This window comes from Caulobacter sp. AP07, assembly GCF_000281955.1.
Classification (GTDB): Bacteria; Pseudomonadota; Alphaproteobacteria; order Caulobacterales; family Caulobacteraceae; genus Caulobacter.
This window is the reverse complement of sequence record NZ_AKKF01000172.1, coordinates 14,164-37,671: the sequence shown is the minus strand read 5'-3', so window position 1 is coordinate 37,671 and position 23,508 is coordinate 14,164. Positions and strand designations below refer to the sequence as shown.

24 protein-coding genes and 1 riboswitch are annotated in these 23,508 nt (G+C 68.6%); of the genes, 18 read left to right on the top strand and 6 right to left on the bottom strand.

What is annotated here, in order from left to right; all coding sequences use genetic code 11:
• The first annotated feature begins 116 nt into the window (after positions 1 to 116).
• Positions 117 to 593, top strand: a complete 477-nt coding sequence (locus PMI01_RS15245; protein ID WP_007670469.1) for a GNAT family N-acetyltransferase — start codon at positions 117 to 119, stop codon at positions 591 to 593.
• Between the two features lie 127 nt (positions 594 to 720).
• Here the strand turns inward: PMI01_RS15245 and PMI01_RS15240 are convergent, their stop codons facing one another.
• A complete protein-coding gene (locus tag PMI01_RS15240) occupies positions 721 to 2,361 on the bottom strand; it encodes a pectate lyase (protein WP_007670453.1) in 1,641 nt (546 codons plus the stop codon).
• Between the two features lie 513 nt (positions 2,362 to 2,874).
• On the opposite strand from PMI01_RS15240, the gene PMI01_RS27485 reads away from it, so the two are divergent.
• From PMI01_RS27485 to PMI01_RS15210, 7 genes are all read left to right on the top strand, one after another.
• Entirely contained in the window at positions 2,875 to 3,045 is a 171-nt protein-coding gene (locus PMI01_RS27485; RefSeq protein WP_007670452.1) for a hypothetical protein, read from the top strand.
• Between the two features lie 100 nt (positions 3,046 to 3,145).
• The gene (locus tag PMI01_RS15235) at positions 3,146 to 4,168 is read left to right on the top strand and encodes a sensor histidine kinase (protein WP_035036465.1); all 1,023 of its coding nucleotides are present in this window, start codon (positions 3,146 to 3,148) and stop codon (positions 4,166 to 4,168) included.
• 101 nt (positions 4,169 to 4,269) lie between these two features.
• A complete protein-coding gene (locus PMI01_RS15230) occupies positions 4,270 to 6,177 on the top strand; it encodes a transglycosylase domain-containing protein (protein ID WP_007670448.1) in 1,908 nt (635 codons plus the stop codon).
• A gap of 139 nt (positions 6,178 to 6,316) precedes the next feature.
• The gene (locus tag PMI01_RS15225) at positions 6,317 to 7,372 is read left to right on the top strand and encodes an IMCp domain-containing protein (protein ID WP_007670446.1); all 1,056 of its coding nucleotides are present in this window, start codon (positions 6,317 to 6,319) and stop codon (positions 7,370 to 7,372) included.
• 126 nt (positions 7,373 to 7,498) lie between these two features.
• Positions 7,499 to 7,699, top strand: a complete 201-nt coding sequence (locus PMI01_RS15220; RefSeq protein WP_007670444.1) for a hypothetical protein — start codon at positions 7,499 to 7,501, stop codon at positions 7,697 to 7,699.
• 66 nt (positions 7,700 to 7,765) lie between these two features.
• Entirely contained in the window at positions 7,766 to 8,383 is a 618-nt protein-coding gene (locus PMI01_RS15215; protein ID WP_007670443.1) for a DJ-1/PfpI family protein, read from the top strand.
• Positions 8,380 to 8,841: a hypothetical protein gene (locus tag PMI01_RS15210; RefSeq protein ID WP_007670440.1), complete on the top strand. Its 462-nt coding sequence runs from the start codon at positions 8,380 to 8,382 to the stop codon at positions 8,839 to 8,841. The genes PMI01_RS15215 and PMI01_RS15210 overlap by 4 nt, the downstream gene beginning before the upstream one ends.
• A 6-nt stretch (positions 8,842 to 8,847) precedes the next feature.
• Here PMI01_RS15210 and PMI01_RS15205 read toward each other — a convergent pair whose 3' ends face one another.
• Together PMI01_RS15205 and PMI01_RS15200 are read right to left on the bottom strand one after the other, a co-directional pair.
• Positions 8,848 to 9,531 (bottom strand): aspartate/glutamate racemase family protein, encoded by a 684-nt coding sequence (locus PMI01_RS15205; protein ID WP_007670435.1) that lies wholly within the window; start codon positions 9,529 to 9,531, stop codon positions 8,848 to 8,850.
• A 125-nt stretch (positions 9,532 to 9,656) separates the two neighbouring features.
• The gene (locus PMI01_RS15200; protein WP_007670433.1) at positions 9,657 to 10,661 is read right to left on the bottom strand and encodes a D-cysteine desulfhydrase; all 1,005 of its coding nucleotides are present in this window, start codon (positions 10,659 to 10,661) and stop codon (positions 9,657 to 9,659) included.
• Positions 10,662 to 10,846: 185 nt separating this feature from the next.
• Between PMI01_RS15200 and PMI01_RS15195 the strand changes: the two genes are divergently transcribed.
• From PMI01_RS15195 to PMI01_RS15185, 3 genes are all read left to right on the top strand, one after another.
• A complete protein-coding gene (locus tag PMI01_RS15195; protein ID WP_007670431.1) occupies positions 10,847 to 11,413 on the top strand; it encodes a tetratricopeptide repeat protein in 567 nt (188 codons plus the stop codon).
• Between the two features lie 76 nt (positions 11,414 to 11,489).
• Positions 11,490 to 11,867 carry a hypothetical protein gene (locus tag PMI01_RS15190; RefSeq protein ID WP_157223793.1) on the top strand — a complete coding sequence of 126 codons (378 nt, stop codon included), beginning with the start codon at positions 11,490 to 11,492 and terminating at the stop codon, positions 11,865 to 11,867.
• Positions 11,868 to 11,896: 29 nt separating this feature from the next.
• On the top strand, positions 11,897 to 12,745 hold the full coding sequence (locus tag PMI01_RS15185; RefSeq protein WP_007670428.1) for a KPN_02809 family neutral zinc metallopeptidase: 849 nt from the start codon (positions 11,897 to 11,899) through the stop codon (positions 12,743 to 12,745).
• A 9-nt stretch (positions 12,746 to 12,754) separates the two neighbouring features.
• Here the strand turns inward: PMI01_RS15185 and PMI01_RS15180 are convergent, their stop codons facing one another.
• The gene (locus PMI01_RS15180; RefSeq protein WP_007670427.1) at positions 12,755 to 13,555 is read right to left on the bottom strand and encodes an alpha/beta fold hydrolase; all 801 of its coding nucleotides are present in this window, start codon (positions 13,553 to 13,555) and stop codon (positions 12,755 to 12,757) included.
• A 132-nt stretch (positions 13,556 to 13,687) separates the two neighbouring features.
• On the bottom strand, positions 13,688 to 15,112 hold the full coding sequence (locus PMI01_RS15175; RefSeq protein ID WP_007670426.1) for a serine hydrolase domain-containing protein: 1,425 nt from the start codon (positions 15,110 to 15,112) through the stop codon (positions 13,688 to 13,690).
• 59 nt (positions 15,113 to 15,171) lie between these two features.
• Between PMI01_RS15175 and PMI01_RS15170 the strand changes: the two genes are divergently transcribed.
• From PMI01_RS15170 to PMI01_RS15150, 6 genes are all read left to right on the top strand, one after another.
• Complete coding sequence (locus PMI01_RS15170; RefSeq protein ID WP_007670424.1) at positions 15,172 to 15,681, top strand: MarR family winged helix-turn-helix transcriptional regulator; 510 nt, start codon at positions 15,172 to 15,174, stop codon at positions 15,679 to 15,681.
• A gap of 26 nt (positions 15,682 to 15,707) precedes the next feature.
• A riboswitch (TPP riboswitch) is annotated at positions 15,708 to 15,814 on the top strand.
• A 72-nt stretch (positions 15,815 to 15,886) separates the two neighbouring features.
• Positions 15,887 to 17,734, top strand: a complete 1,848-nt coding sequence (gene thiC / locus PMI01_RS15165) for a phosphomethylpyrimidine synthase ThiC (RefSeq protein ID WP_007670422.1) — start codon at positions 15,887 to 15,889, stop codon at positions 17,732 to 17,734.
• 213 nt (positions 17,735 to 17,947) lie between these two features.
• Positions 17,948 to 19,438 (top strand): hypothetical protein, encoded by a 1,491-nt coding sequence (locus PMI01_RS27170; protein ID WP_007670420.1) that lies wholly within the window; start codon positions 17,948 to 17,950, stop codon positions 19,436 to 19,438.
• Between the two features lie 204 nt (positions 19,439 to 19,642).
• Positions 19,643 to 20,584, top strand: coding sequence for a tetratricopeptide repeat protein (locus tag PMI01_RS26110; protein WP_162136396.1), 942 nt, complete (start codon positions 19,643 to 19,645; stop codon positions 20,582 to 20,584).
• A 74-nt stretch (positions 20,585 to 20,658) separates the two neighbouring features.
• Positions 20,659 to 21,618 carry a hypothetical protein gene (locus tag PMI01_RS15155; RefSeq protein WP_035036440.1) on the top strand — a complete coding sequence of 320 codons (960 nt, stop codon included), beginning with the start codon at positions 20,659 to 20,661 and terminating at the stop codon, positions 21,616 to 21,618.
• A 72-nt stretch (positions 21,619 to 21,690) separates the two neighbouring features.
• Entirely contained in the window at positions 21,691 to 22,044 is a 354-nt protein-coding gene (locus PMI01_RS15150; RefSeq protein ID WP_007670414.1) for a DUF1428 domain-containing protein, read from the top strand.
• 155 nt (positions 22,045 to 22,199) lie between these two features.
• Here the strand turns inward: PMI01_RS15150 and PMI01_RS15145 are convergent, their stop codons facing one another.
• Entirely contained in the window at positions 22,200 to 22,553 is a 354-nt protein-coding gene (locus PMI01_RS15145; RefSeq protein ID WP_007670412.1) for a nuclear transport factor 2 family protein, read from the bottom strand.
• A 161-nt stretch (positions 22,554 to 22,714) separates the two neighbouring features.
• Here PMI01_RS15145 and PMI01_RS15140 point away from each other — a divergent pair, with 161 nt between their 5' ends.
• Positions 22,715 to 23,494, top strand: a complete 780-nt coding sequence (locus PMI01_RS15140) for a DUF2461 domain-containing protein (protein WP_007670407.1) — start codon at positions 22,715 to 22,717, stop codon at positions 23,492 to 23,494.
• The last annotated feature ends 14 nt before the right edge of the window (positions 23,495 to 23,508 follow it).

The window sequence follows — 23,508 nt, the reverse complement described above, 5'->3', positions numbered from 1 at the left end:
CCCCGGACGATCAAGACGCTCTTCTCCTCTACCCGCGCCTGCCGACGCCCCCTCCGTCGGTTTCGCCGCCACCTCCCCCGTTTTACGGGGGAGGAGAAGATGGCTAGCGTCGCGCCATGACCTTCGAACCCGTCATCCGAGAGACCGACACACCGTCGCTGGAGTCCTACCAGCAAGGCCTGGCGGTGCTGCGCGCCTTCACGGGCGAGCAGGTCGGGCCGCCCGACAACCACGACTTCGCCCTGCTGATCACCGCGCCGGGCGAGACGGCGGTTCTGGGCGGGTTGTGGGCGCAGTCGCGGTGGGGCGCGTTCTATGTCGACATGATCGTGGTGCCCGAGGCGCTGCGGCGCACCGGCCTGGGGACCCGGCTGATGGCCCGCGCCGAGGCCGAGGCCCGTCGGCGCGGCTGCCACCTGATGTGGCTCGACACCTACGCCTTCCAGGCCCGGCCGTTCTACGAGCGGCTGGGGTTCGAGGTGTTCGCGACCCTGGAAGGCCCCGCGCCGTTCTATCCGCGCTGGTTCATGCGCAAAGGGCTCAAGAATCCTTCTCCCCTTGCGGGAGAAGGTGTCGGCGCAGCCGACGGATGAGGGGTCGCTCAGACGAAAACCGCCGCGACCGGCCTTTCGGCTTGTCGCGGCGGTTCTGTTCTTCGACCCCTCACCCGACCTCCTTCGGAGGCCACCCTCTCCCGCAAGGGGAGAGGGGTCAGGGGCTCTACGCCGTCACGTACCGGATCAGCGCCGCCATGTTCTCGATATAGGCGCCCGTCGAGATGCCGATCTTCGGCACGTCGGCCAGGTAGGGCGAGGTGTCGGTGGGGTCGCCGACCCGGGTCTGGGAGAACTCGCCCGGGGTCACGGTGGTCGAACCGTCGCCGATATAGGGGTTGCTGACCGCCTTCATCTCGGTGGGCCACCAGCCCTCGCTGTTGAGGCCGGCCATCAGGGCGGCGGCGTCGGCGGCGGTGGTCTTGCCGTCGGCGGCCTTCAGCGTGCCGATGTTGAGGTCCGACACCGAGATGTCGCCGGTGGTGAAGTAGCGCGGCAGGGGCTTGGCGCCGCCCTTCAGCGGCGAGGCCTTGCTGACCACCTCGGGCGGGGTGGCCTTCAGCGTCGCGTAGCGCTTGCGCAGCTTGTCGATATTGACCGACCGGAACGACGAGTAGTGGACGATGGTGTTTTCCCAGTGCTTGTCGACGAAGTACTCGCCGTTGAACACGTTGGAGCCGCGGCGGTGCACGTAGAGCGGCTGGTTGGTGCCGATCTCGATGAAGGTCGGGTAGCGCGGCTTGCCCGGGGCGATCTTGTCGTCGAGCTTCAGCGAGGCCAGCCAGTCGATGCACTCGGGGACGCGGGCCAGGTATTTCGGATCGCCCGTCAGCTCGTAGAAATCCATCAGGTTCTCGAGATTGCCAGCGCTGGTGTGGCTGGCGAAGGCCTTCGGCTCATAGGTGCGGGCGCCGGCCGGCTTGAGGTCGGCCACCGTATGCTGCAGGCCCCAGCCGGGCTGCGGCATCGGCTGCTGGGCGGCGACGAAGCAGTCCATGGCCCGGTGGATCGGCTCCAGCACGCGCTTGTCGCCCAGGGTCTGCCAGACCATGATCAGGAACTTGATGTTCTCGTCGGCCACGGAGTCGTTGAAGGTGATGTAGCCGGTATAGTCCTCGTGGCCCTTGTTGGCGAAGCCGCCCATCAGCGGGAAGCGCTGGGGCCAGCCGCCGACCGGGTACTGGCTGTCGAGGACGAAGGCGATGGCCTTGTCGAGGGCGGGCTTGAAGGCCTTGTCCTTCTTTTCCAGATAGAGCCGCAGCAGGAACTGGGCGCTTTCGGAGGTGCCTTCGTCGTCAAAGGTGGCGTTGCCGTAGTAGTGCTGGAATTCCTCGAGCCGCCAGCCGTTCTTGCCGATGGTGTCGTACCATTTCTTCAGCGAGGCCTCGCCGGCCAGGTCGCCCATGTAGCTCCAGCCGCCGGCCGGATGCTGGATCTTGATCAGGGCCGAGGCGGCCTTCTTGGCGGCCTCGTAGTAATAGATGTCGCCGGTGGCGTGGTAGGCGTCGAGGAACAGGTGGCCCATGGTCGCCGTGCCGGGCGGCTGCACCCAGATCATGGTCGGATAGGCTTCCATCTCGCCGAACCGGCGGGAGAAGTCGGGCAGGTAGCTCCAGACGTAGCCGCCCTCGTAGGCGGCCTTCTCGGCCATGAAGGTGGTGGCCTTCTTCATCGTGGCCAGCACCTGGTCCTTGGCCGGGGCGACGCCCTGGGCCAGGGCCTGGAGCGGGGCCAGGGCCGCGGCGGCGGCGAAGGTCGCGGTGGTGGTCGCCAACAGGCGGCGACGGGTCAGCGGGCTCAGCGGCATGATGGTCGGACTCTCCCAGGGCCTGTCACGCCGAACCGCGACGCAAGGACGCGCCACGACGGCCGGCGAGGGGGAGCGAGAGGGGCCTTCCACCCCCGCGATCCCTTGGCGTCCTCCCGGTCCGGTCGTGCCGAAACCCTTGTCGCCCGTTGGTCGGCGCGTTGTTGGCGCTAGTTATGATACCGGTGTCATGACTTGACCAGAGGCTTTTCGCATAGCGACGGTTGATGACGTCACGTCACCTGCGACAGGGCGTCATCTTGTGCCGGGACGGGCGTTCGGCGAGAACAACGCCACGTTCTTTGAGGCGACGCCGCCGCGCCGGATTTGGTTGCGCGCGACGCCGTCCTGTTGGGGAACAGGACGACGGCCCCGGGTCAGCAATGACCTCGGGGCCGTTTTCATTTTATGGGACCGCTAACATCGTAAGGCGTTGTTTTTTATGTGAGGTTACACTGTTCTGCGACCAGTGGTCACATGGTCCGGCGTATTCACCTCTCGTAAATATTCTCTATGCCCAGCCAACTCGACCACCTGGACGAAGCCGAGCGCCTCGAGCGGCAAGCCGAGATCGCCGAGAGCGACCACGCCCGCGAGGCCCTGCGCCGCATGGCCCAGACCTCGCGTCTGTCGGCGGCCCTGGTCGGCATGCTGGAAGCCAGCCGCGAAGAGCGCGCCGATTAGGCCGCCGGGCCGCCCCGGCGCCAAACGCCCCTCCGAAATACACGCATCGCTTGAATTGTCGCCCGGGCGGGTGATCATGGAAGTGTGCGAGGAGACCCCGGTGGCGGACGAGGGATCTGACAAAGCCGTTCTGGAAGGCGCGGGCGCGTACTTCCTCAGCATCGTCGAGGCCAGCCGCGACTGTATCCGGGTGATCAGCGCCGAGGGCTTTGTCGAGTACATGAACGCCCAGGGCCAGGCGGTGTTCGAGATCGAGGATTTCGAGGGCCGAAACCGCCTGAAATACTGGCCCGACATGTGGCCGGCCGAGAGCCGTCCCGCCGTCGAGCACGCGCTGCGCCGGGCCATGGCGGGAGAGGCGACCGCCTTCAGGGCCATCTGCCCCACGGCCAAGGGCGCCCTGCGCTGGTGGGACACCACGGTCTCGCCGATCCTCGACGCGGGACGGGTGACCCGGGTGCTGGCCACCTCGCGCGACGTCACCGGCGAGATGCGGTCGGAAGCCCAGCGCCAGTTGCTGGTCAACGAACTGAACCACCGGGTGAAGAACACCCTGGCCACCATCCAGTCGATCGCCAGCCAGTCGCTGCGCAACGCCGGCGTCGACCTGGCGGTGCGCGGCGCGTTCGAAGGGCGGCTGATGGCCATCGCCGCCACCCACAACGTGCTGACCGACGAGAACTGGTCGGCCGCCAGCCTGCGCCAGATCATCGACGGATCGGTGACGCCCTACCGCTCCAATCCCGGCCAGCTGACCATCACCGGCGATGACCTGCTGGTCTCGCCCAAGCCGGCGGTGGTCATGGCCCTGGCCTTCCACGAACTGGCGATCAACGCCCTGAAATACGGCGCCCTGTCGGTGGCGGCGGGCCACGTGGACATCCGCTGGTCGGTGGAGGGCGGCGATCGGCTGAACATCGAGTGGGTCGAGCGGGACGGTCCCACGGTCCGGCCGCCGGAACGACGCGGCTTCGGCTCGCGGATCGTCGAACTGGCCTTGCCGGGAGAACTGGGCGGGCAGGTCGATGTCGACTACCGCGCCGAGGGGCTGCGCTGCAGTATCCGCTCGCCGCTGTCGGCCTTGGACAGGATCGACGCCTTCATGCAGTTGCCGGCGGAATAGGACGAGACCTCCCGCCTTTGAATCGCCGCCCTCTCCTGATCCCTTGTCCCCGGTTCGTTTTGCGAGCTTGAGCGGCGCTGAGCCGAGGAGGCGCGGCGCGTATGGTCCCAGAGGATGTGAAGGCCCGACTGGCCCCGGCCTGGATCGCGGCGCGCGCCTTCGTGATCAGGCGCCGGCTGCTGTTCGGGGTTGGGCTCGGGGCGCTGCTGGCGCTGGTCGCGCCGCTGGTCTGGCTGGGCTCCAGCCTGCCGATCTCGCGCGCCCTGGAGCCGCTGCCCAGCCGGGCGATCATCCTGCTCGACAACCGGGGCCAGCCGTTCGCCCGGCGCGGCGCCTACAAGGAGCCGCCGGTGGTGATCACGGCGCTGCCCAAGCACGTGCCGGCCGCCTTCCTGGCCATCGAGGACCGCCGCTTCTACCACCACCTGGGCATCGACCTGGTGGGGGTCACCCGCGCCTTCGTGGTCAACGCCAAGGCCCACCGCACCGTCCAGGGCGGCAGCACCATCACCCAGCAACTGGCCAAGAACGCCTTCCTCGCGCCCGAGCGCAGCCTGCGCCGCAAGGGCCAGGAGGCGATGATCGCCCTGTGGCTGGAGCTGCGGCTGTCCAAGGACGAGATCCTGTCGCGCTACCTCTCCAGCATCTATTTCGGCGACGGGGTCTACGGCCTGGGCGCGGCGGCCCGGCACTATTTCGGCAAGCCGCCCGAACAGCTGACGATCGGCGAGGCGGCGATCCTGGCCGGGATCGTCAAGGCCCCGGTCGACCTCGACCCCGTCGACCACCCCGAGGCGGCGAGGCGGCGGGCCCGGCTGGTGCTGGACGCCATGGTCGAGACCAAGGCCATCACGCCCGAGCAGGGGCGCGAGGCCGGCCAGGTCAAGGTCCCGGTGGCCCGCGCCGCCCTGCCGGTGGGCGGCTATTTCGCCGACTGGATCTCGCCACAGGTCAAGTCGGCTTTCGACGGCGCGGCCTATGGCGAGGTCAAGGTCCCCACCACCCTGGACTCCCGCCTGCAGCGCCTGGCGGAGCGGGCGGTGGCGCGGGGCATGGCGTCGTCCGGCCCAGGGCGCCTTGGGGCCAGGGCCGGGCAGGTGGCCCTGGTGGCGATGCGGCCGGACGGCCAGGTGGTGGCCATGGTCGGCGGGCGAAACTACCGCCAGAGTCCGTTCAACCGCGCCGTCCAGGCCAAGCGCCAGCCCGGCAGCGCCTTCAAGCTGTTCGTCTACCTGGCCGCCCTGCGCGACGGGGCCGGCCCCGACAGCCTGGTGGTCGGCGCACCGGTGACCATCGGCGGCTGGACGCCCAGCAATTACGAAGGCGGCGGCGGGCGCGACCTGACCCTGCGCGACGCCTTCGCCCAGTCCAACAACGTCATCGCCGCGCGGGTCTACCAGACGGCCGGTGGTCCGGCGGTGGTGAAGGCGGCGCGTGACCTGGGGATCACCTCGCCGCTGCGCGAGGACGACGCCACCCTGGCCCTGGGCACGGCCGAGACCAGCCTGCTGGAGCTGACCGCCGCCTACACCGCCGTGGCCTCGGGCAAGACGCCGGTCGAGCCCTACGGCCGCCCGCGCGTCGCCGCGCCGACCACGGTGGCCCTGGACCCCGGCCAGCGCGCCGCCTTGCTCGATATGCTGGGGGCAGTGGTTCAGGAGGGCACTGGCCGCGCCGCCCGCCTTTCCCAGCGCGCCTACGGCAAGACCGGCACCACCCAGGACTATCGCGACGCGGTGTTCGTCGGCTTCACCGGCGACCTGGTGGTCGGGGTGTGGGTCGGCAACGACGACCATTCGCCGATGAGCCGCGTGGTCGGCGGCGACATCCCGGCCCGCATCTGGCGCGACGTCATGACCAGCGGCCTGAAGGCCGGCCTGATCGCCCGCGACAGTCCGCCGGTCCCCAGGGTCTCGCGCGGGGAGGCCGGCGGCGACGAGGCGGCGGTCGAGGCGGAGCCTCGTCCGCACCGTGTGCCGAAATGGCTAAGGCGGATCTTCGGGCTGTAGTCCGCCCGAGCGGGACGGGGCGTGGTCCAGGCCTTGCTGCAACTCCCATGTCGCGACCCAGAATGGGACGTTTTTTCGACCGCGCTTCGGGGGAAGCGGCCGGCAAGCGCGGAGCGGCGGAGTCGGAAAGGCGCTAGGCATGAACCCGAAGAACATTCTCCTGATCGGAGCCGCGGCGATCACCTTCGCCGCCCTGGGCCCGGTCCTGGTCTCGACCGCCGCGGCGGACGGCTATCCCGCCCGCGTCACGCCCGTCGCCAAGGCCAGGCCAGCGCGAAAGCCGGCGGTCCGGGTGCGGGTCGTTGAACGCCCGGTCTATGTCGACAAGATCGTCAAGCAGCCGGTCTATATCGAACACCGGGTCGAAGTGCCCGTCGATCGCCCGGTCTATGTCGACCGTCCGGTGGACCGGATTGTCGAGAAGCGGGTCGAGGTTCCGGTCGTCAAGATCGTCGAAAAGCCCGTCGACCGCCCCGTCTATGTCGATCGTCCGGTGGACCGCATCGTCGAGAAGCGGGTGGAAGTTCCCGTCGACCGCATCGTCGAGAAGCGCGTCGAGGTGCCGGTGGTGCGCGTCGTCGACCGTCCCGTCGATCGCCCGGTCTATATCGATCGCCCCGTCGACCGCGTGGTCGAGCGGCGCGTGGAGGTTCCTGTGGATCGCCCGGTCTATGTCGATCGTCCGGTGGACCGGATCATCGAGAAGCGCGTGCCGGTCTATGTCGAGCGCCAGCCGCCGCGGGTCGACTATCGTCGCGGCTGCGACTGCGACGACGACCGCCGTGTCTACCAGGACCATGGCCGCGTCTATGGCGGTTCCGCCGTCGAGAGCTCCGAGGAAAGCTACGAGTCCTACAGCGAGCGCTATGACGGCGACGGCTGGAGCTCGCAGGGCAGCTACCTGGCCGGCGACGGCTACGCCCAGTCGCTCGACGGCTACTATTACGGCGGGACGACGGCCCGGTACGGCGTCGGCGGCGGCTGGAACGGCGGGCAATCGTACGGCGGGCGGTCCTACGGCGGCCGGTCGTACGGCGGTCAGCCCTATTACGGCGCGGGCGGCTACGGCCGGGCCTGGTCGGGCGTCGGCGCCGCGTCCAGCGCCAGTTCGAGCGCCCGGTCCTCGAGCAGCGTCACGGTGTCCGGCGGCGGTCGCTACGGCGGTGGCGGCCATGGCGGCTGCTGCGGCCACTAGCGCCGCCGAAACCGACGCGCACGGATCGAAACTGCGCCGTTCTGCATAGTCGGGGAGGCGGAATCGGGGGTCTATGACTGCGGGGGATCACGTGCGGCGCCGGAGCCGTCGGATCAGGAGCAGGCCATGGACTCGATCATGGTTGTCACCAAGCCGTTCGACTGGGCGGTGGAGCGTCAGGGCCAGACCCTGTCGCGCCACTCGACCCAGGAGGCCGCCTACAAGGCCGCGCTCGACTACGCCAGCGCCCTGTTCGACGAGGGGATCCGGACCCAGGTCTCGATCAAGCCCGAACCCCGCAGCTTCGCGCGTTTCGCGGCCGAGTAGGGCGCTCGCCGCCGCCTTGATGCGTCGCCCGTCCCGTGGCACTGCTCGGGGCGAGGAGCGACGCCCATGCAGATCGCGGTTCTGACCTTCGATGGTTTCAACGAGCTGGACTCGTTCATCGCCGCGGCGATCCTCAATCGCTTGAAGCCCAAGGGCTGGAAAGCCCACATCACCGCGCCGACCGAGGAAGTGACCTCGATGAACGGCGTCACCGTGCGCCGCCAGCAGCCGCTGGCCTTCGCCGCCCAGGCCGACGCGGTGATCATCGGCAGCGGCGTGCGCACCCGCGAGGTCGCCGCCGACGCCGGCCTGTTGTCCCAGATCCGCCTCGACCCGTCGCGCCAGCTGATCGCCGCCCAGTGCTCGGGCACGCTGATCCTGGCCAAGCTGGGCCTGATCGACGGGGTTCCGGCCTGCACCGACCTGACCACCAAGCCCTGGGTGGTCGAGGCCGGCGTCGAGGTCATCGACGCGCCGTTCTTCGCCAACGGCAACGTGGCGACAGCCGGCGGCTGCCTGGCCTCGCAATATCTCGCCGCCTGGATGATCCTGCGCGGCGCCGGCCGGGCGGAGGCCGAGGCGGCGCTCCACTACGTGGCGCCGGTGGGCGAGAAGGAGATCTACGTCTCGCGGGCGATGGGCGTGGTGTCGCCGTTCGTCGAAATGGCGCGGGCGGCCGAATGAGCCTCGATCCGCTGATGGAGAAGCTGCGTCCCGGCTTTCGGGCGCGGCAGGAAGCGCAACGGTCGTGGTGGAAGCCCATTGAGCGACTACTGGTGATCGGTTTGGCTTTTGGACTGATGGGCGCCTTTAGCCGATACGCCCTTTGGCCGCTGCATGTGGCTTTCCACCCTAAGGACACCGAACGGTTTGCCGAAATCCTGCGCGGGCCGGTCCAGCCGCAGGCGGTAGTAGTGCTCCTGGCCTTGATCTGGCCGGCGGTCTGCCTGGGCGGCGTGGTCGTCAATTCTGCGGTCTACTGGGTCCCGCCGCTGCGACGGGTGTCGGAGAAGGGGGGCGACCGCCATCCGGAGCTGAACATCGGTACGGCGAACCGTGCCCTGCTGAAGGCCGCCTTCTGGGGCGCGTTGATCGGCTTGCCGGTGGCGGCGCTGATATCGGCCAGTCCGTTCGGCGGCTGAGCGTCGTCAGTCCGCCAGACACACCGCCACGCACCGCCGCGCCAGGGCCTCGGTCGCGTCGATGAACGGCACGCTCAGATCGGCTGCGCCCATCACCAAGGGCACCTCGGTGCAGCCGGCCACCACCACCTGCGCGCCCTTGCCGACCAGACGGTGGGCCAGGGCGGCCATGGTCTCGCGGGAGGCCGGGCCCAGGTCGCCGTGCTTGATGCGGTAGAGCAGGGCCATGAACTCGACCTGCTCGTGGTCGTCCAGGGTGACCGCCTCGATGGCCTGGCGCGAGAAGGTCCGGCGATAGAGGGCCAGGGCCCCGCCGGTGCCCAGCACGCCGACCCGCGCCGCGCCGTGCGCCTGGGCCGCCAGGCCGGCGGTCTCGATCAGGTCCACCAGAGGCAGCCCACTGGCCTTTACTTGCTCAGCGTAAGCGTGGGCGGTGTTGCAGGCGATGGCCAGGACCTGGGCCCCGGCCTCGCGCAGGCCCACGGCCATGGCCGCCAGCACCGGGCCGGCGGCGTCGTCGCCGGCGTTGCGGTCGGGGACCTTGGGGTTGATGTCGACCAGCACCCGCAAGTGATCCTGCTCACGGGCCACCGGCGTGGCGGCCTGCAGCTTGGCCAGGAAGTCCAGGGTGGCGGCCGGGCCCATGCCGCCGAGGACGCCCAACACCTTTGGGGGAAGAGTCTTGGTCATCAATTCCACCTCTCCAAGGTTCGTCATCCCCCGACTTGTTCGGGGGACCCAAGCGGCGATGCAAGAAGGCCAAAGCAGCTTGGGTCCCCCGCATAAAGCGGGGGATGACGACCGTTATTGTCAAATCAGGCCGTCAGCGCCGCTTCCAGCTCGCTCTGATAGCCGAACAGCCCCTGCGCGCCGCCGGTGTGCAGGAACACCACCCGCTGGCCCTTGAACGCGCCCTTGCGGGCCTGGTCGATCAGGCCCTTCATCGCCTTGCCCGAATAGACCGGGTCCAGCAGCAGGCCCTCGGTGCGGGCCGCCAGGGTCAGGGCGTCGATCACCCCCTGGTCGACCAGGCCGTAGCCCGCGCCGACATAGTCGCAGTCGGCGACCACCATCTCACGGGTCACCCGGCCTGCCGCGCCGATCGTCTCGGCGGTGGCCAGCGCCAGGTTGAAGACGTTTTCCTCCTGCTTGGCCTTGGGCGCGCGGACGCCGAAGCCGAGGATCGGGATGTCGACGCTGAGCGTCGCGAAGCCGGCCACCAGGCCGGCGTGGGTGCCGGCGCTGCCGGTGGCGGTGACCAGGCGGTCGATCTTCAGGTCGCGTTCGTCGGCCTGGACCACCAGTTCGCGGGCGCAGTCCACATAGCCCAGGGCCCCGACCGTGTTCGAGCCGCCGCCGGGGATCACATAGGGCTTGCCGCCGCGCTGGCGCACCGCTTCGGCGCTGCTCTCCAGCTCGGCGACCATGTCGGTCCCGCCGGGCACGAAGCGGATCGAAGCGCCCATCAGCCGGTCGAGCAGCACATTGCCGTTGCCCGTGTAGTCGGACGCCTTGGAGCCGGTGCGCTCCTCCAGGATGATCTCGCTGGCCAGGCCGAAGCGGACCCCGGCGGCGATGGTCTGGCGCACGTGGTTGGACTGCACCGCGCCCTGGGTCACCAGGGTGTCGCAGCCTTGGGCCAAGGCTTCGCCGAGCAGGAATTCCAGCTTGCGGGTCTTGTTGCCGCCGCCGGCCAGGCCGGTGCAGTCGTCGCGCTTGACCCACAGGTCGATCCCCAGCTCGGCGCCCAGGCGGGGCAAGGGCTCCAGCGGCGTGGGTAGGTGGGCGAAGCGGGCGCGGGGGAAGCGGGCCAGATGCATGCGGGCGTCTCTCACTCTGAAGAACCGGCGATCGTCGATCCCCTACAGCCTAGCGCATGGCCGTGCTATGTTGCCGCCCACAAAAGCACGACCCGGCGCGGCTTCCGCGCGACTGCTCCCATCGTTTCGGCAAGGAGGGGCGCGCGCGTCTCGCCAGACGGCCGCGCCCGGAATGGGAGAAACGCATGGCTTGGCTTCAATCCGCCCCGTGGACCGCCGGCCTCGCCGCGACCGCCCTGCTGTGCGCCGGGGCGGCCAGCGCCTCGACCCTGGTGATCGGCGGCGGCGCGGCCAAGGACTGCTCGATCGCCGCGATCAACGGCCGCTCGGACCGGGCCTCGGTGACGACCTGCACCCTGGCCCTGGAGACCGAGACCCTGAGCTTCCGCGACCGCGCCCGCACCTATGTCAACCGTGGCGTGCTGCAGATGCGCCAGCGCGACTATGTCCGCGCGGTCAGCGACTTCGATGCGGCGTCACAGATCGATCCGAACCTGGGCGAGGCCTTCGTCAATCGCGGCGCGGCCTATGTCGGCACAAAGCGTTACGGCGAGGGTCTGACCCAGATCGACCGGGGCCTGGCCCTGGGCGTCAAGGATCCGCAAAAGGCCTTCTACAACCGCGCCATCGCCCATGAGAACCTGGGCGACGTGACGGCCGCCTATCGCGACTACAGCAAGGCCGCCGAACTGGATCCCGACTGGGATGCGCCGAAAAAGGAGCTGACGCGTTTTACCGTCAAGCGGCCCTGAAACCGACGCGCGGAATGCGCTAGGCTCGGGGCCCGGGAGACTCGGAGCGCGCGTGATGCCTACGGCTCGACTTTGGATGACGACGGCCATCGGCGCCGCCGCGGCGTTGCTGGCCGTCGGCCCGCCGGCGCTGGCCCAGGTCGATCTGAGGGTCCTGCGGCAACAGAGCGAGATCCGGCAGCAGCAGGAAATCTCCCGCCAGAGCCTCCTGGCCGCCCAGCGCGAGATCTCCGCCGCCCAGAACCGCTACAACACCCAGCTGACCCTGCGCGCGCTGGAGTCCGCCGCCAACCCGCCGACCGAGCCGACCTTGCGGCCCGCCTTGCCGGTGGTTCCGCTGCGCGGACCGGACGCCGCCGACCTCGCCGCCGACGCGGCGCGCATCGACGCGCTGACCGATCAGCGCCTGGCCGAGAGCAACGCCCGCCTGCGCGCCATCACGCCCGCCTACTAGCTAGCCAGAACAAACCGGAGAACGATCGTATGGAATGGGGTCGGGGACGCCGCTCAGGCAATATCGAGGACCGGCGCGGCCTGGGGCCGGTCGGGGTGGCGGGCGGCGGCGTCGGCGCGGTTGTGCTGGCCCTGATCGGCTATTTCGTGTTCGGGGTCGATCCGCAGACCACGATGAACGCGGTCCAGGGCACGCAGCAGCCCGCCGCCCAGGAAGGTTCGCGCGGCCAGGTCGCCGACGCCGAGGGCCAGTTCATCGACGTGATCGAGACCTCCAACGCCGACGTCTGGGGCCCGGTCCTGGCCAAGCACGACATCCGCTACACGCCGCCGGCCTCCGTGGTGCTCTACACCCAGGCGACCGGCACCGGCTGCGGCACGGGCCAGTCGGCCATGGGGCCGTTCTACTGCCCGGCCGACCGCAAGGTCTATCTGGACACCAGCTTCTGGAACGAGCTGGAAACCCGCTTCGGGGCCAAGGGCGAGTTCGCCCGCGCCTATGTGATCAGCCACGAGATCGGCCACCACATCCAGACCCTGACCGGCGCTTCCGACCAGGCCCAGCGGATGGGCGCGCGCGGGGCGACCAGCGGCTCGGTGCGGCTGGAGCTGCAGGCCGACTGCTACGCCGGCGTCTGGGCCCGGCACGCGCCCGAGGCCTCGGGCGGCGGCATCGCCATCACCCGGGCCGACATCGAGGACGGCCTGGGCGCGGCGGCGGCGGTCGGCGACGACGCCATCCAGGAACAGAGCCAGGGCCGGGTCATGCCCGACAGCTTCACCCACGGCACCAGCGCCCAGCGCATGCGGTGGTTCGGCAAGGGCTACGACGCCGGCGACCCGGGCGCCTGCGACACGTTCGCGGCGCGGACGCTGTAGGCGCCGGCCTCAACCCGTCGCGTTCGCCGCCGTCGAGATCAGGTCTGCGATCGCCGGGGCGTGGGAGATCATCGACAGGTGGCTGGACGCCAGTTCGATGGTCCTGGCCTTCATCCGAGCGGCGAGGAACCGTTCCAGTTCGGGCGAGGTGGTCTGGTCCAGGGCGGACACCGCGTAGAAGGACGGCTTGGTCCGCCACGCCGCGACGGTGGTCTTGCCGGTGAACAGGTCGTCGGCGATGGGCTGCTGCGCCGCATAGAGGACGCGGGCCCGGCTCCGTTCCACGTCGCCCGCGAAGTGCTTCAGGAAGGCCTCTTCCGAAAGCCGCGAAAAGCCGTCGGCCTTCAGGACGCCCGCCCGCGCCGGCATGGTCGGGTAGCGGGCGGCCAGGGCGTTGAAGTCCTCGCCGGCGTCGGGCGCGCGGGCGGCCACGTAGACCAGGGCCGTGACCTTGGGATCGTCGCCGGCCTGGGTGATCACCGTCCCGCCCCACGAGTGGCCGACCAGCACCGTCGGGCCGTCCTGCAGGGCCAGGGCCCGCCTCGTCGCGGCGACGTCGTCGGCGAGCGAGGTGAGCGGGTTCTGCACGGCGGTGACGTTGAACCCCGCCGCCTGCAGCCGGACGATGACGTCCGTCCAGCACGAGCCGTCGGCCCAGGCCCCATGGACCAGCACGATGTTGCGGACCGGAGTCCGGGCCAGGGCGGGCGTTCCGCCCGCCGCCAGGACGAGGGAACCCAGGGCCGCGCCCAGGACGGCCCGGCGGTCGGGATCGCGGGCGACCCGCGTGTCGAGATCTGATCGAGCCATGCCGATATTTTCCTTGCCTGCTTGCGTGCGCGACCGGACGGCGGCCGGATGGGCCCGTCAGGTCACATCCCGCTATTCGGGCATGCCGGCGGTATCGATACAGGCCTCACGCGTTCGTGAAGGTCGGCCCCGTCACGTCGTCGTCGGAGGAGTCGGAAGGCGGTTGCCGGCATATTCGCTGGCGTTGGCGGCCATCGGATGGCTGCGGTTGGCGAGGGCGATGGTCACGTAACCCGAGCGGGGATAGATCGCCAGGTCGCCGTTGACCCCCGGCGCGCCGCCGCCGTGGCCGTGGCAGGGCTCGCCGTTGCGGGTCTGGACCCTGAAGCCGAGCGCCCAGCGCGAACCGCCGGAGGCGTCCACCCGGCCGGTGGTCAGGAGCGCGGTGTGCCGGGGGTCGAGCAGCCGGTGGTCGTTCAGGGCGGTCGCGAAGGCGCGCAGGTCGTCGACCGTGGAATAGCCGCCGCCGGCCGGCAGGCCCAGATAGGGCGTCGGGGCGTGGAGGCCGGAGCGGACGGTGCCGGTATAGGGCAGGGCGGTCGGGCCGCCGCCGTCGGGGCGCTGGCTGGTGGCGGTCATCCCGGCGGGCCGGAAGACCCGCTCGGCGAACCAGGCCTCGTAGGGCTGGCCGCCGACCCGCTCGAGGATCGCCCCCAGCAGCACGAAGCCGTAGTTGCTGTAGCCCCACCGCGCGCCCGGCTCGAAGACCGGCGCGCGCGGGCCGTAGAGCCGGACATAGTCGGCCAGGGTGACCAGTTCGGCGGCGTGGGCGTCGTGGAACGGGCCGAAGATGTCGCCCGTGCCGCCCGTGTGGGTGAGCAGCTGTTCGATGGTCAGGCGCCTGGCCAGGGCCGGGTTCGGATAGTCGGGCAGGTGGGTGGCGACGGTGTCGGTCAGGCCAAGCCGTCCGGCCTGGATCAGCTGGACGATCGCCACGGCGGTGAACATCTTGCCCATCGAGCCGATGCAGAACCGCGTGCCCGGGGTGTTGGCCCGCCGACGGTCATGGTCGGCCAGGCCATGGGCGGCGCGAAACAGCGTCCGGTCGCTTCGGGCGACCAGGACGGCGCCGGAGAACAGCCCCGCGCCGGCCTGGCGCTTCAGCTTTGCGGCCAGGGCCGCGACCGCCGCGCGCTCGTCCAGCCGGGGGACCTGGAACCCGGCCGGGGCCGGGGCGCCGCCGAAGGTCAGGTCGGAGATCTTCGCGTCGCCCTCGGCGCTGAGCGTCACCTTCGAGAACCGGTCCCAGGCGCGGTCCTTGACGAAGGCCGTCACCGCGTCGGGGCCCGCGACCTCGGTGCGCAGCAGGTCGAAACCGCCGGACGCCTCCAGCACCCCCAGGTCCTCGTCGACATAGGGCGCCAGGTCGGGGGCGTGGGCCAGGACGAAGGCGCGATAGGCGACGGGATCGCCGGTATTGAACACCGCCAGCCATCGCCGGAGCCAGGCCCGCGCCGCCTGGGGTTCCGAGGGATCCAGGGCCTGGCGCCAGCTGTCGGACGCCCATCCGTTCCCGGCCGCCAGGGCGCAAGCCGCCATGAAACGCCGTCTGTTCATCCGCGCCGATCTCCGCTAAAGCTGAGCTCCAGAAATGTAAGTGCTTACGGATATTGTCAATGGCGGATGCGGACCCACCCGATCTCGGCGCCTACACCACCCGCGCCGGGGCGGCGGCGATCGGCGCGCGCCTGCGCCGCCTGTCCGAGCGGATCGACCGGGACGCCGGGCGGCTCTATGCCGAAATCGGCGTGGACTTCGAACAGCGCTGGTTCGGTGTGCTCAACCTGCTGTCGCTGTTCGGGCCCCTGTCGGTGGGCGAGCTGGCCGCCGCCCTGGAGGTCAGCCACGTCGCCGTCAGCCAGGTACGCCAGGCCCTGACGGCGGCCGGGCTGATCAGCTGGGAAGCGGACGCTCGCGACGGGCGGCGGCGGGCCCTGCGGCTGACCGACCAGGGCCAGGCCCTGGTCGAGCGGCTGGCGCCCTTGTGGCGCGCCCTGGCCGAGGCGGCGGTCGAGCTGGACCAGGAGGCGGAGGCGGCGCTGGCGGCGCTCGAGCGGCTGGAACGGGCCCTGGCCCGGCGCTCCCTGCTGGACCGCGCGCGGGACAGGCTTGCGCCGCGCCCTTGACCCGCACGTCAGTCGGCCTAGTGTCCCCCCGTTCACCGGGGGGCCGCTTCGCGCGGCTGAGATTGGGCGCAGGCCCTGACCCGTCGAACCTGATCCGGGTCATGCCGGCGAAGGGAGGGAACGCGGACCGGGCCAAAAAACCCTTTCCGTAGACCGACTTAGCACGACACGTCCGGGTCTCCTTAACGCTTGAGGAGCGCCCGAAATGAACGTTCAACTGCCCATCAAAGACGCCATCGGCGCGATCCCGACGGGCGAACGCCCCGGCTCGCGCAAGGTCTACCAGGCCGGCTCGCTGTTCCCCGACATCCGGGTGCCGTTCCGCGAGGTCGCGGTCCATCCCAGCGCCAACGAGCCGCCGGTCACCATCTACGACCCGTCGGGCCCCTATACCGACCCGCACGCCAAGATCGACATCGAGCAGGGCCTGGAGCGCTCGCGCGAGCCGTGGATCATCGCCCGCGGCGACTGCGAGCTGGTGGCCAATCCGCGCGAGGTGAAGCCCGAGGACAACGGCTTCGCCCAGGGCAAGCACCTGGCCCCGCAGTTCACCGCCAAGCGCCCGATCTTCAAGGGAACCCAGGGCAAGCTGGTCACCCAGCTGGAATACGCCCGGGCCGGGATCATCACCGCCGAGATGGAATATGTCGCCATCCGCGAGAACCTGCGCCGCGAGCAGGACCGCCCGTGCATCCGCGACGGCGAGGACTTCGGCGCCTCGATCCCCGACTTTGTGACGCCCGAGTTCGTCCGCCAGGAAGTGGCGCGCGGCCGGGCCATCATCCCGGCCAACATCAACCACGGCGAGCTGGAGCCGATGGCGATCGGCCGCAACTTCCTGGTCAAGATCAACGCCAACATCGGCAATTCGGCGGTGCTCTCCACCGTCGCCGACGAGGTCGACAAGCTGGTCTGGGCCACGCGGTGGGGCGCCGACACGGTCATGGACCTGTCCACGGGCCGCAACATCCACAACATCCGCGACTGGATCATCCGCAACAGCCCGGTGCCGATCGGCACGGTGCCGATCTACCAGGCGCTGGAGAAGGTCAACGGCGTGGCCGAGGACCTCAACTGGGAAGTCTTCCGCGACACCCTGATCGAACAGGCCGAGCAGGGGGTGGACTATTTCACCATCCACGCCGGCGTCCGTCTGCCGTTCATTCCGCTGACCGCCAAGCGGGTGACCGGCATCGTGTCGCGCGGCGGCTCGATCATGGCCAAGTGGTGCCTGGCCCACCACAAGGAGAACTTCCTCTACGAGCGGTTCGAAGAGATCTGCGAGATCATGCGCGCCTATGACGTGTCGTTCTCGCTGGGCGACGGCCTGCGTCCCGGCTCGACAGCCGACGCCAACGACGAGGCCCAGTTCGCCGAGCTGCGCACCCTGGGCGAACTGACCAAGGTGGCCTGGAAGCACGGCGTGCAGGTGATGATCGAAGGGCCGGGCCACGTGGCCATGCACAAGATCAAGGCCAACATGGACGAGCAGCTCAAGCACTGCCACGAGGCCCCGTTCTACACGCTCGGCCCGTTGACCACCGACATCGCCCCTGGCTACGACCACATCACCTCGGCGATCGGGGCGGCGATGATCGGCTGGTTCGGCACGGCCATGCTCTGCTACGTGACGCCCAAGGAGCACCTGGGCCTGCCCGACCGCGACGACGTCAAGACCGGCGTCATCACCTACAAGCTGGCCGCCCACGCCGCTGACCTGGCCAAGGGTCACCCCGGCGCGGCCATGTGGGACGACGCCATCAGCCGGGCGCGGTTCGAGTTCCGCTGGGAGGACCAGTTCAACCTCGGCCTCGACCCGGAGACCGCCCGGGCCTTCCACGACGAGACCCTGCCCAAGGAAGCCCACAAGACCGCCCACTTCTGCTCGATGTGCGGTCCCAAGTTCTGCTCGATGAAGATCAGCCAGGAAGTCCGCGAATTCGCGGCCGGCATGGCCCCGAACTCGATCGAGGAGGGCATGGCCGCGATGAGCGACAAGTTCCGCGAGCAGGGCTCGGAGATTTACCTGAAGACGCCCAAGACCCCGGCTTGACGTGGAGTTGTCGCCCTCGTGGTCTAGCTGGCGGCTAGATCACGAGGGCGGTTGCCGATCTTGTGGTGAGCTTCCATAGGGTTTGAGCATGACCTCTGCGGTATTGCCGCTGGTGAGTTTGGGGAGCGGGGGCGACCGAGGTTGGAGTGAAAGTAGAGTGACACGAATCAAATAGCTGGCCACGTTGATGTCAAATTCGCCGCCGGGGTCGCTATGACATCAAACAAAGAGCGGATCGATCTGCTCTCATCTTTGAAGCTTCCTGACCGCTACGAGCCTTTGCATAGTCTCGTGGGCGACCAGTTAGCCAATATTTTGGTCGAGCCTACGGAGGGATCTCTCGATCATCTGGCAAGTGTCGTAGATTCTGTTCGATCAGGAGGGCAGGGTACGCTAGTGCCCCTGGCCGGTGAATCTGGAGCCGGAAAGACCACCTTTGCAGCGTCAGCAAATCAATGGCGTGCGAAGGATTTTACTCCGACGCTACAGTACAATGGTGCGATTACCTTCGACGCGCTGGCGGGAGAAGTTGAGCGTTTCTGTAAGGCATTCCCCGCGAACGAGAAGCGCGTAATACCGATCAACGTCGATCACCGGGAGTCATCGCCTCCCAGTGCGGAGGAGCTCTCGGCGATCAAGCGTTTCCTGCGGGCCCCGCCCGGCGGGTTAGCAGCGGTGATATTTTGGCCCGAAACCGACAATGAAGCCGCGACCCAGATCGGTTCAAGATATGAAGCGATAGCCGGCAGACAACCTGTAAAAGTTCTTGAGATAAATGGTCCGCCACGAGACACATGGGCTGATGTTGCCATTAACACGCTTAGGTTGACTAACTCTGTCGATAGCCTGGAGGGTATTGGGGTCGATCCTAGGAACTATCGCCCTGATGAATATCCATCATTGGGGGAATTTCTTAGGCAAATAAAAAACGACTTTAACAAAAACTTATTTTCGCTTCGTAAGAGTCTCCAGAAGCCAGTAGAAGTTGTAATTGTAATTGTTAGTGAAAGTGACGATCCTGGTGTTCTTTCATCTTTGACGAACAGTAGTCGGTATGGGCTATTGGATACATCGGGGCTTCTTGCTGCGACGCCTGATTCTGTTATTGGGAAATGGTGGGCGACCCGCCCAGGTTTGCTGACGCGAGCGATTGTTCAGTTAAACGCGCATGTGCTGTTCTTGTCACCTGCTGCAACCATGTCAGCGATCAGAAATTGTGGGCCAACCCCTGATGAATTCCTCGACTCTTTGGGTGTTCCGCGCGTTGGAGCTTCCCGAGCAGTTCGAGATCTTGGCCGAACGGACGTCGGAAAGCTGCTTCGCGGCGAGACGCTTTCGCGATTTGAAGGCAGGGGGACGCCAGCCAAGGACGCTGCCGCTGCATTTCAATTGCTTGCAGAGCGCGGCTTCAATCTTGGAAAAGACAAGAAGTTGAATAGTATAATGGCAGATGCTTGGCGTGCTTTTCTGGCTGCCAGCGCAAAGGAGGGCTCTCCAGAATTTATAGTTAGTTGTGAGAAGATTCTAGACTTTTGCCAGCTGATTCCGGATAATGCTATTATATATAATGATTCTGTAATTGCGATTGAATATACCTGGCGAAAGGGGGAGTTTCTTGCGCCAAAATATAGATCAACGGTTGCGCAATACATTCTTACAAAGCTTCAGAACTATACCCGCGAGCTCGGATGGGCGGCTGAGTAATTTCGCCTCTGAGGATTTCAGACGCAACGCGGCCGGCGCGTGATTTGTTGAAGCGCACGCGGACCTAACCCCACGACCCTTTCCTCCGGCAGGACAACGGCACTAGCCGCCTCGAAGGGCGACTGTGAGCTGGAGAATCTTGGGTCGCGCACTCCGAAAAACGACGTTATGTTGAATTTCGATCCGCCGAAATGGGGGAAGGCCGTGACTCTCGTCAAACGACCCATGCTGCTGTCGATGGCGGCGGCGCTGCTCATATGGGCCGCAGGCGGGGTCGCCCTGGCCGACGGCGGCGGAGGAGGCGGCTCGATGGGGTCGATGCCCAGCATGTCGACGCCCAGCTACGACGCGGCCGCGGAGTACGCCAAGGGCGTCGCGGCCCTGCGCGACAAGGATTACAAGGGCGCCGAAAAGGCCTTCGGCCATGTCCTGACGGTCACCCCCAAGAACGCTGACGTGCTGTTGCTGATGGGCGCGGCCCAGACCGAGCAGGGCAACCTGAAGGGCGGCAGGCGCTCGTTCGAGAAGGTGCTGAAGATCGATCCCGACCGGGTGGCCGGTCATCAGGCTCTGGGCGTGACCCTGGCGCGGCTGAAGGAGACCGACAAGGCCCAGGCCGAACTCGACCTGCTGAAGGCCAAGGCCGCGACCTGCGGCGAGACCTGTCCCCAGGCCGGCGAACTGAAGGGCGCCGTGACCGCGGTCGAGGCGGCCCTGTCGCCGCTGGCCCCGGCCGCGCTGCGCGGCGCGCCGCCGACCCTGGTTCCCGACGCCGCCGAGGGCGACCACGCCTATCTGACGGCCGTCGGGTTGATCAACGACCGCCGCTACCCCGAGGCGCTGTCGGCCCTGGGCGCGGCGGAGACCGCCTTCGGGCCGCACCCGGACGTCCTGACCTATATCGGCTACACCCACCGCAAGCTGGGGGACTATGCACACGCCGAGACCTATTACCGCCAGGCCCTGGCCATCGATCCCGACCACCGGGGCGCCACCGAATATTATGGCGAGCTGAAGGTCGAGCGCGGCGACATGGCCGGGGCGCGGCGCATGCTGGCCAAGCTGGACGACATCTGCGGCTTCGGCTGTCCGCAGGCGGAGGACCTGCGGCGATGGATCGACCTGGGCCACGAGCCGCCGCGCTAGAGCGCGGTGGTCTGGGCTTGGATTCCCGCATTCTTTCCGTCTTTCAGGCGAAGGCCGTGGGGGCGTCAGTGTCCATGCAAGGCAAGCTGAGCCTGGCCCTCGTCCTGGCCGCCCTCACCACCGCCGGCGCCCTGGCCGCGTCGACCGTCCCGTCGCTGCGGGCCTTGCGCTGGCTGCCGGCCGGCGTCGACCTGACCGACGCCCTGGGCCGGACGCCGACCGAATGCCTGTCGGCCGCGCCCGACGCCCAGACCGCCTATCGCGTCGAGCTGGGTCGCGCCGCCTTCCGCTCGCCGCTGCTGCTGGGCGGCCAGGCGGCGCGGGCCGGCCTGGCCTGCGAGTCCTGCCATCGCGAGGGGCGGTCCAACCCCGACTTCCAGTTCCCCGGCGTCTCGGGCCCGCCGGGCACGGCCGACGTCACCTCGTCGCTGTTCAGCAGCCACCGGGGGGACGGGATCGACAACCCCAAGCCCATTCCCGACCTCAGCGGGCCGGCGTCCGCCCTGAAGGTGTCCCGCGCGCCGGACGGCCGGGCGCTGGAGACCTTCATCCACGGCCTGGTCACCGACGAGTTCGACGGGGCCGAGCCGCCGCCCGCCGTGCTGGACGGGCTGGCGGCCTATGTCCGCGCCCTGTCGCCGGCCGCCTGTCCGCCCCAGCCGACCCGCGCCGCGAAGGCCGCCGACCTGGTCGAGGACGCCCGCCGGGCCGCCCGGGCCGGGCTGATGGCCCTGGACCATGACGACCCGGCCGCCGCGATCGCCATGGTCCAGGCGGCGCGCGGCCGGCTGGGCCTGGTCTTCGAGCGCTATGACGGGCCGGGCCTGGCCCCGCAACGCGCGGCCCTGACCGCCGCCGACCGCGACCTGGCCGCCGTCCTGGTCCAACTGCGGGCCCGCGATCCGCGCGCTGCTGGCCAGCTTCGCGCCTGGCTGGAGAACTCGGACCCCTGGGCCCGCGACCTGGTCGCCGCCGAGCCGCGCTCGCTGTTCGCGCCGTCCCGGCTGGCCGCCCTGCGGACTGTCGCCCGGTAAAATCGCACGCCGCTGTCGGAACGTCCGCCGCCCGAGCGTCCTTGTTTCGTCACAACGAAAAGGGAGGACGCCATGTCCTATGTCGATGGTTTCGTGCTCGCGGTCCCCAAGGCCAATCTCGACGCCTACAGGAAGATGGCCCAGCTGGGCGGGTCGGTCTGGATGGAATACGGCGCTTTGTCCTACGTCGAATGCATCGGCGACGACGTGCCCTACGGCGAGCTCACCTCGTTCCCGCGCGCCGTCCAGGCCAAGGACGACGAGGTCGTGGTGTTCTCGTGGGTCACCTACAAGGACAAGGCGTCGCGCGACGACATCATGGCCAAGGTGATGGCCGATACGCGCCTGAAGGACAGCATGACCAACATGCCGTTCGACGGAAAGCGGATGATCTTCGGCGGCTTCGAGGCGTTCCTGGAGCTGTAGCGTTTCGGGATTTTGCGGCGGGCCAGCTCCCGCGGCCCTCACGGTCGTCATCCCCCGCTTCATGCGGGGGACCCAAGCCGAGCTACCCGGTGATCATCGGAAGCGCCGCTTGGGTCCCCCGAACAAGTCGGGGGATGACGGGGAGGGGAGCGTCCTCAGTAGAAGAACCGCTCCTCGGCGATCTTGCCGTCGCGGACCGTGTAGAGGCCGACCTCGTCCATGGTGGTCCGCTCGCCGGACGCCTTGGGCGTGACGTCCATCTTGAAGCCGACCGCGAACTGGTCGCCGTTGACATAGGGGCCGGTCACTTCCACGCCGTGCACCTCGTGGTTGGCGGCCCACCATTCACCCTTGCCGCGCACGCCGTCCTTGCCGGCGATCCGCGCCATGTCGCCGGGCATGGCCTCGTAGCTGACCACGTCGTCGGCCCAGTATTTTTCGCCGGCCTCGTCGAACTTGCCGGCCTTGCACAGGGCCACCAGGTCGGTGGCGATCTCTTGGGTGCTCATGCGGATGCTCCTGGGATTGGGGTTGGTGTCGGCGTCGAAACTCCACCCGTCCGGGACAGCGCGCAAGGTTTTCTGTTCTTCAAATGTTCCATTTGGCGCAGGTTGCTGACAGCACTTGTCAGCAGGGACGCGCGTGGTGTTTCGGCGCTAGCATAACGGGCATGACTCACACCCCGTTCCCCGGCTTCGCGACCACCGACCTGGCCTTCCTGACCGGCCTGGCCGCGCACAACGACCGCGACTGGTTCGCCGCCCACCGCGCTACCTATGACGACAGCCTCAAGCCGAGCCTGGCCGCGCTGATCCTGGCCCTGAACGACGCCTTCGCGGCGCGCGGCCTGCCGCTGGCGGGCGATCCGAAGAAGAGCCTCTTCCGCATCCACCGCGACGTGCGGTTCTCCAAGGACAAGCGGCCCTACAAGACCCACGTCTCGGCCACGCTCACGCGCGACGGCCAGAAGCTGTCGCCGGGACTGGTCTATGTGCATATCGAGCCCGAGGGCGGCTCGCGGCCGGCGTTCGACCCCGAGACGATCGATCCGCTGGACCCGTCGACCCTGCCGTCGGCGCGCGGCGAGGACGAGGGCTATTATGGCCACGGCCCGTTCGCGGCGGCCGGCTTCTACCTGACCGAACGCCCGCATATCGATGCCTTCCGCCGGGCGATCGCCGCCGATCCGGCCGCCTGGACCAAGGTCGAGAAGGCGCTGGCCAAGGCCGGTCTGCCGATCGAGCCGGGCGATCCGGTCAAGCGCATGCCCAAGGGCTTCGAGGATCACGCCGGCGGCCCGCTGGAGCCCGCGCTCAAGCGCACCCGCTGGCTGGTCCGCCGTCCCCTGACCGGCGCCGAGATCGCCGGCCCCGACCTGCCCGCCGTCATCGCCGACTTCGCGGCCGACAGCGGGCCGTTGCTGGCGTTCGGCTGGAAGGCGCTGGGGTAGAGGCGGAAGCGTTC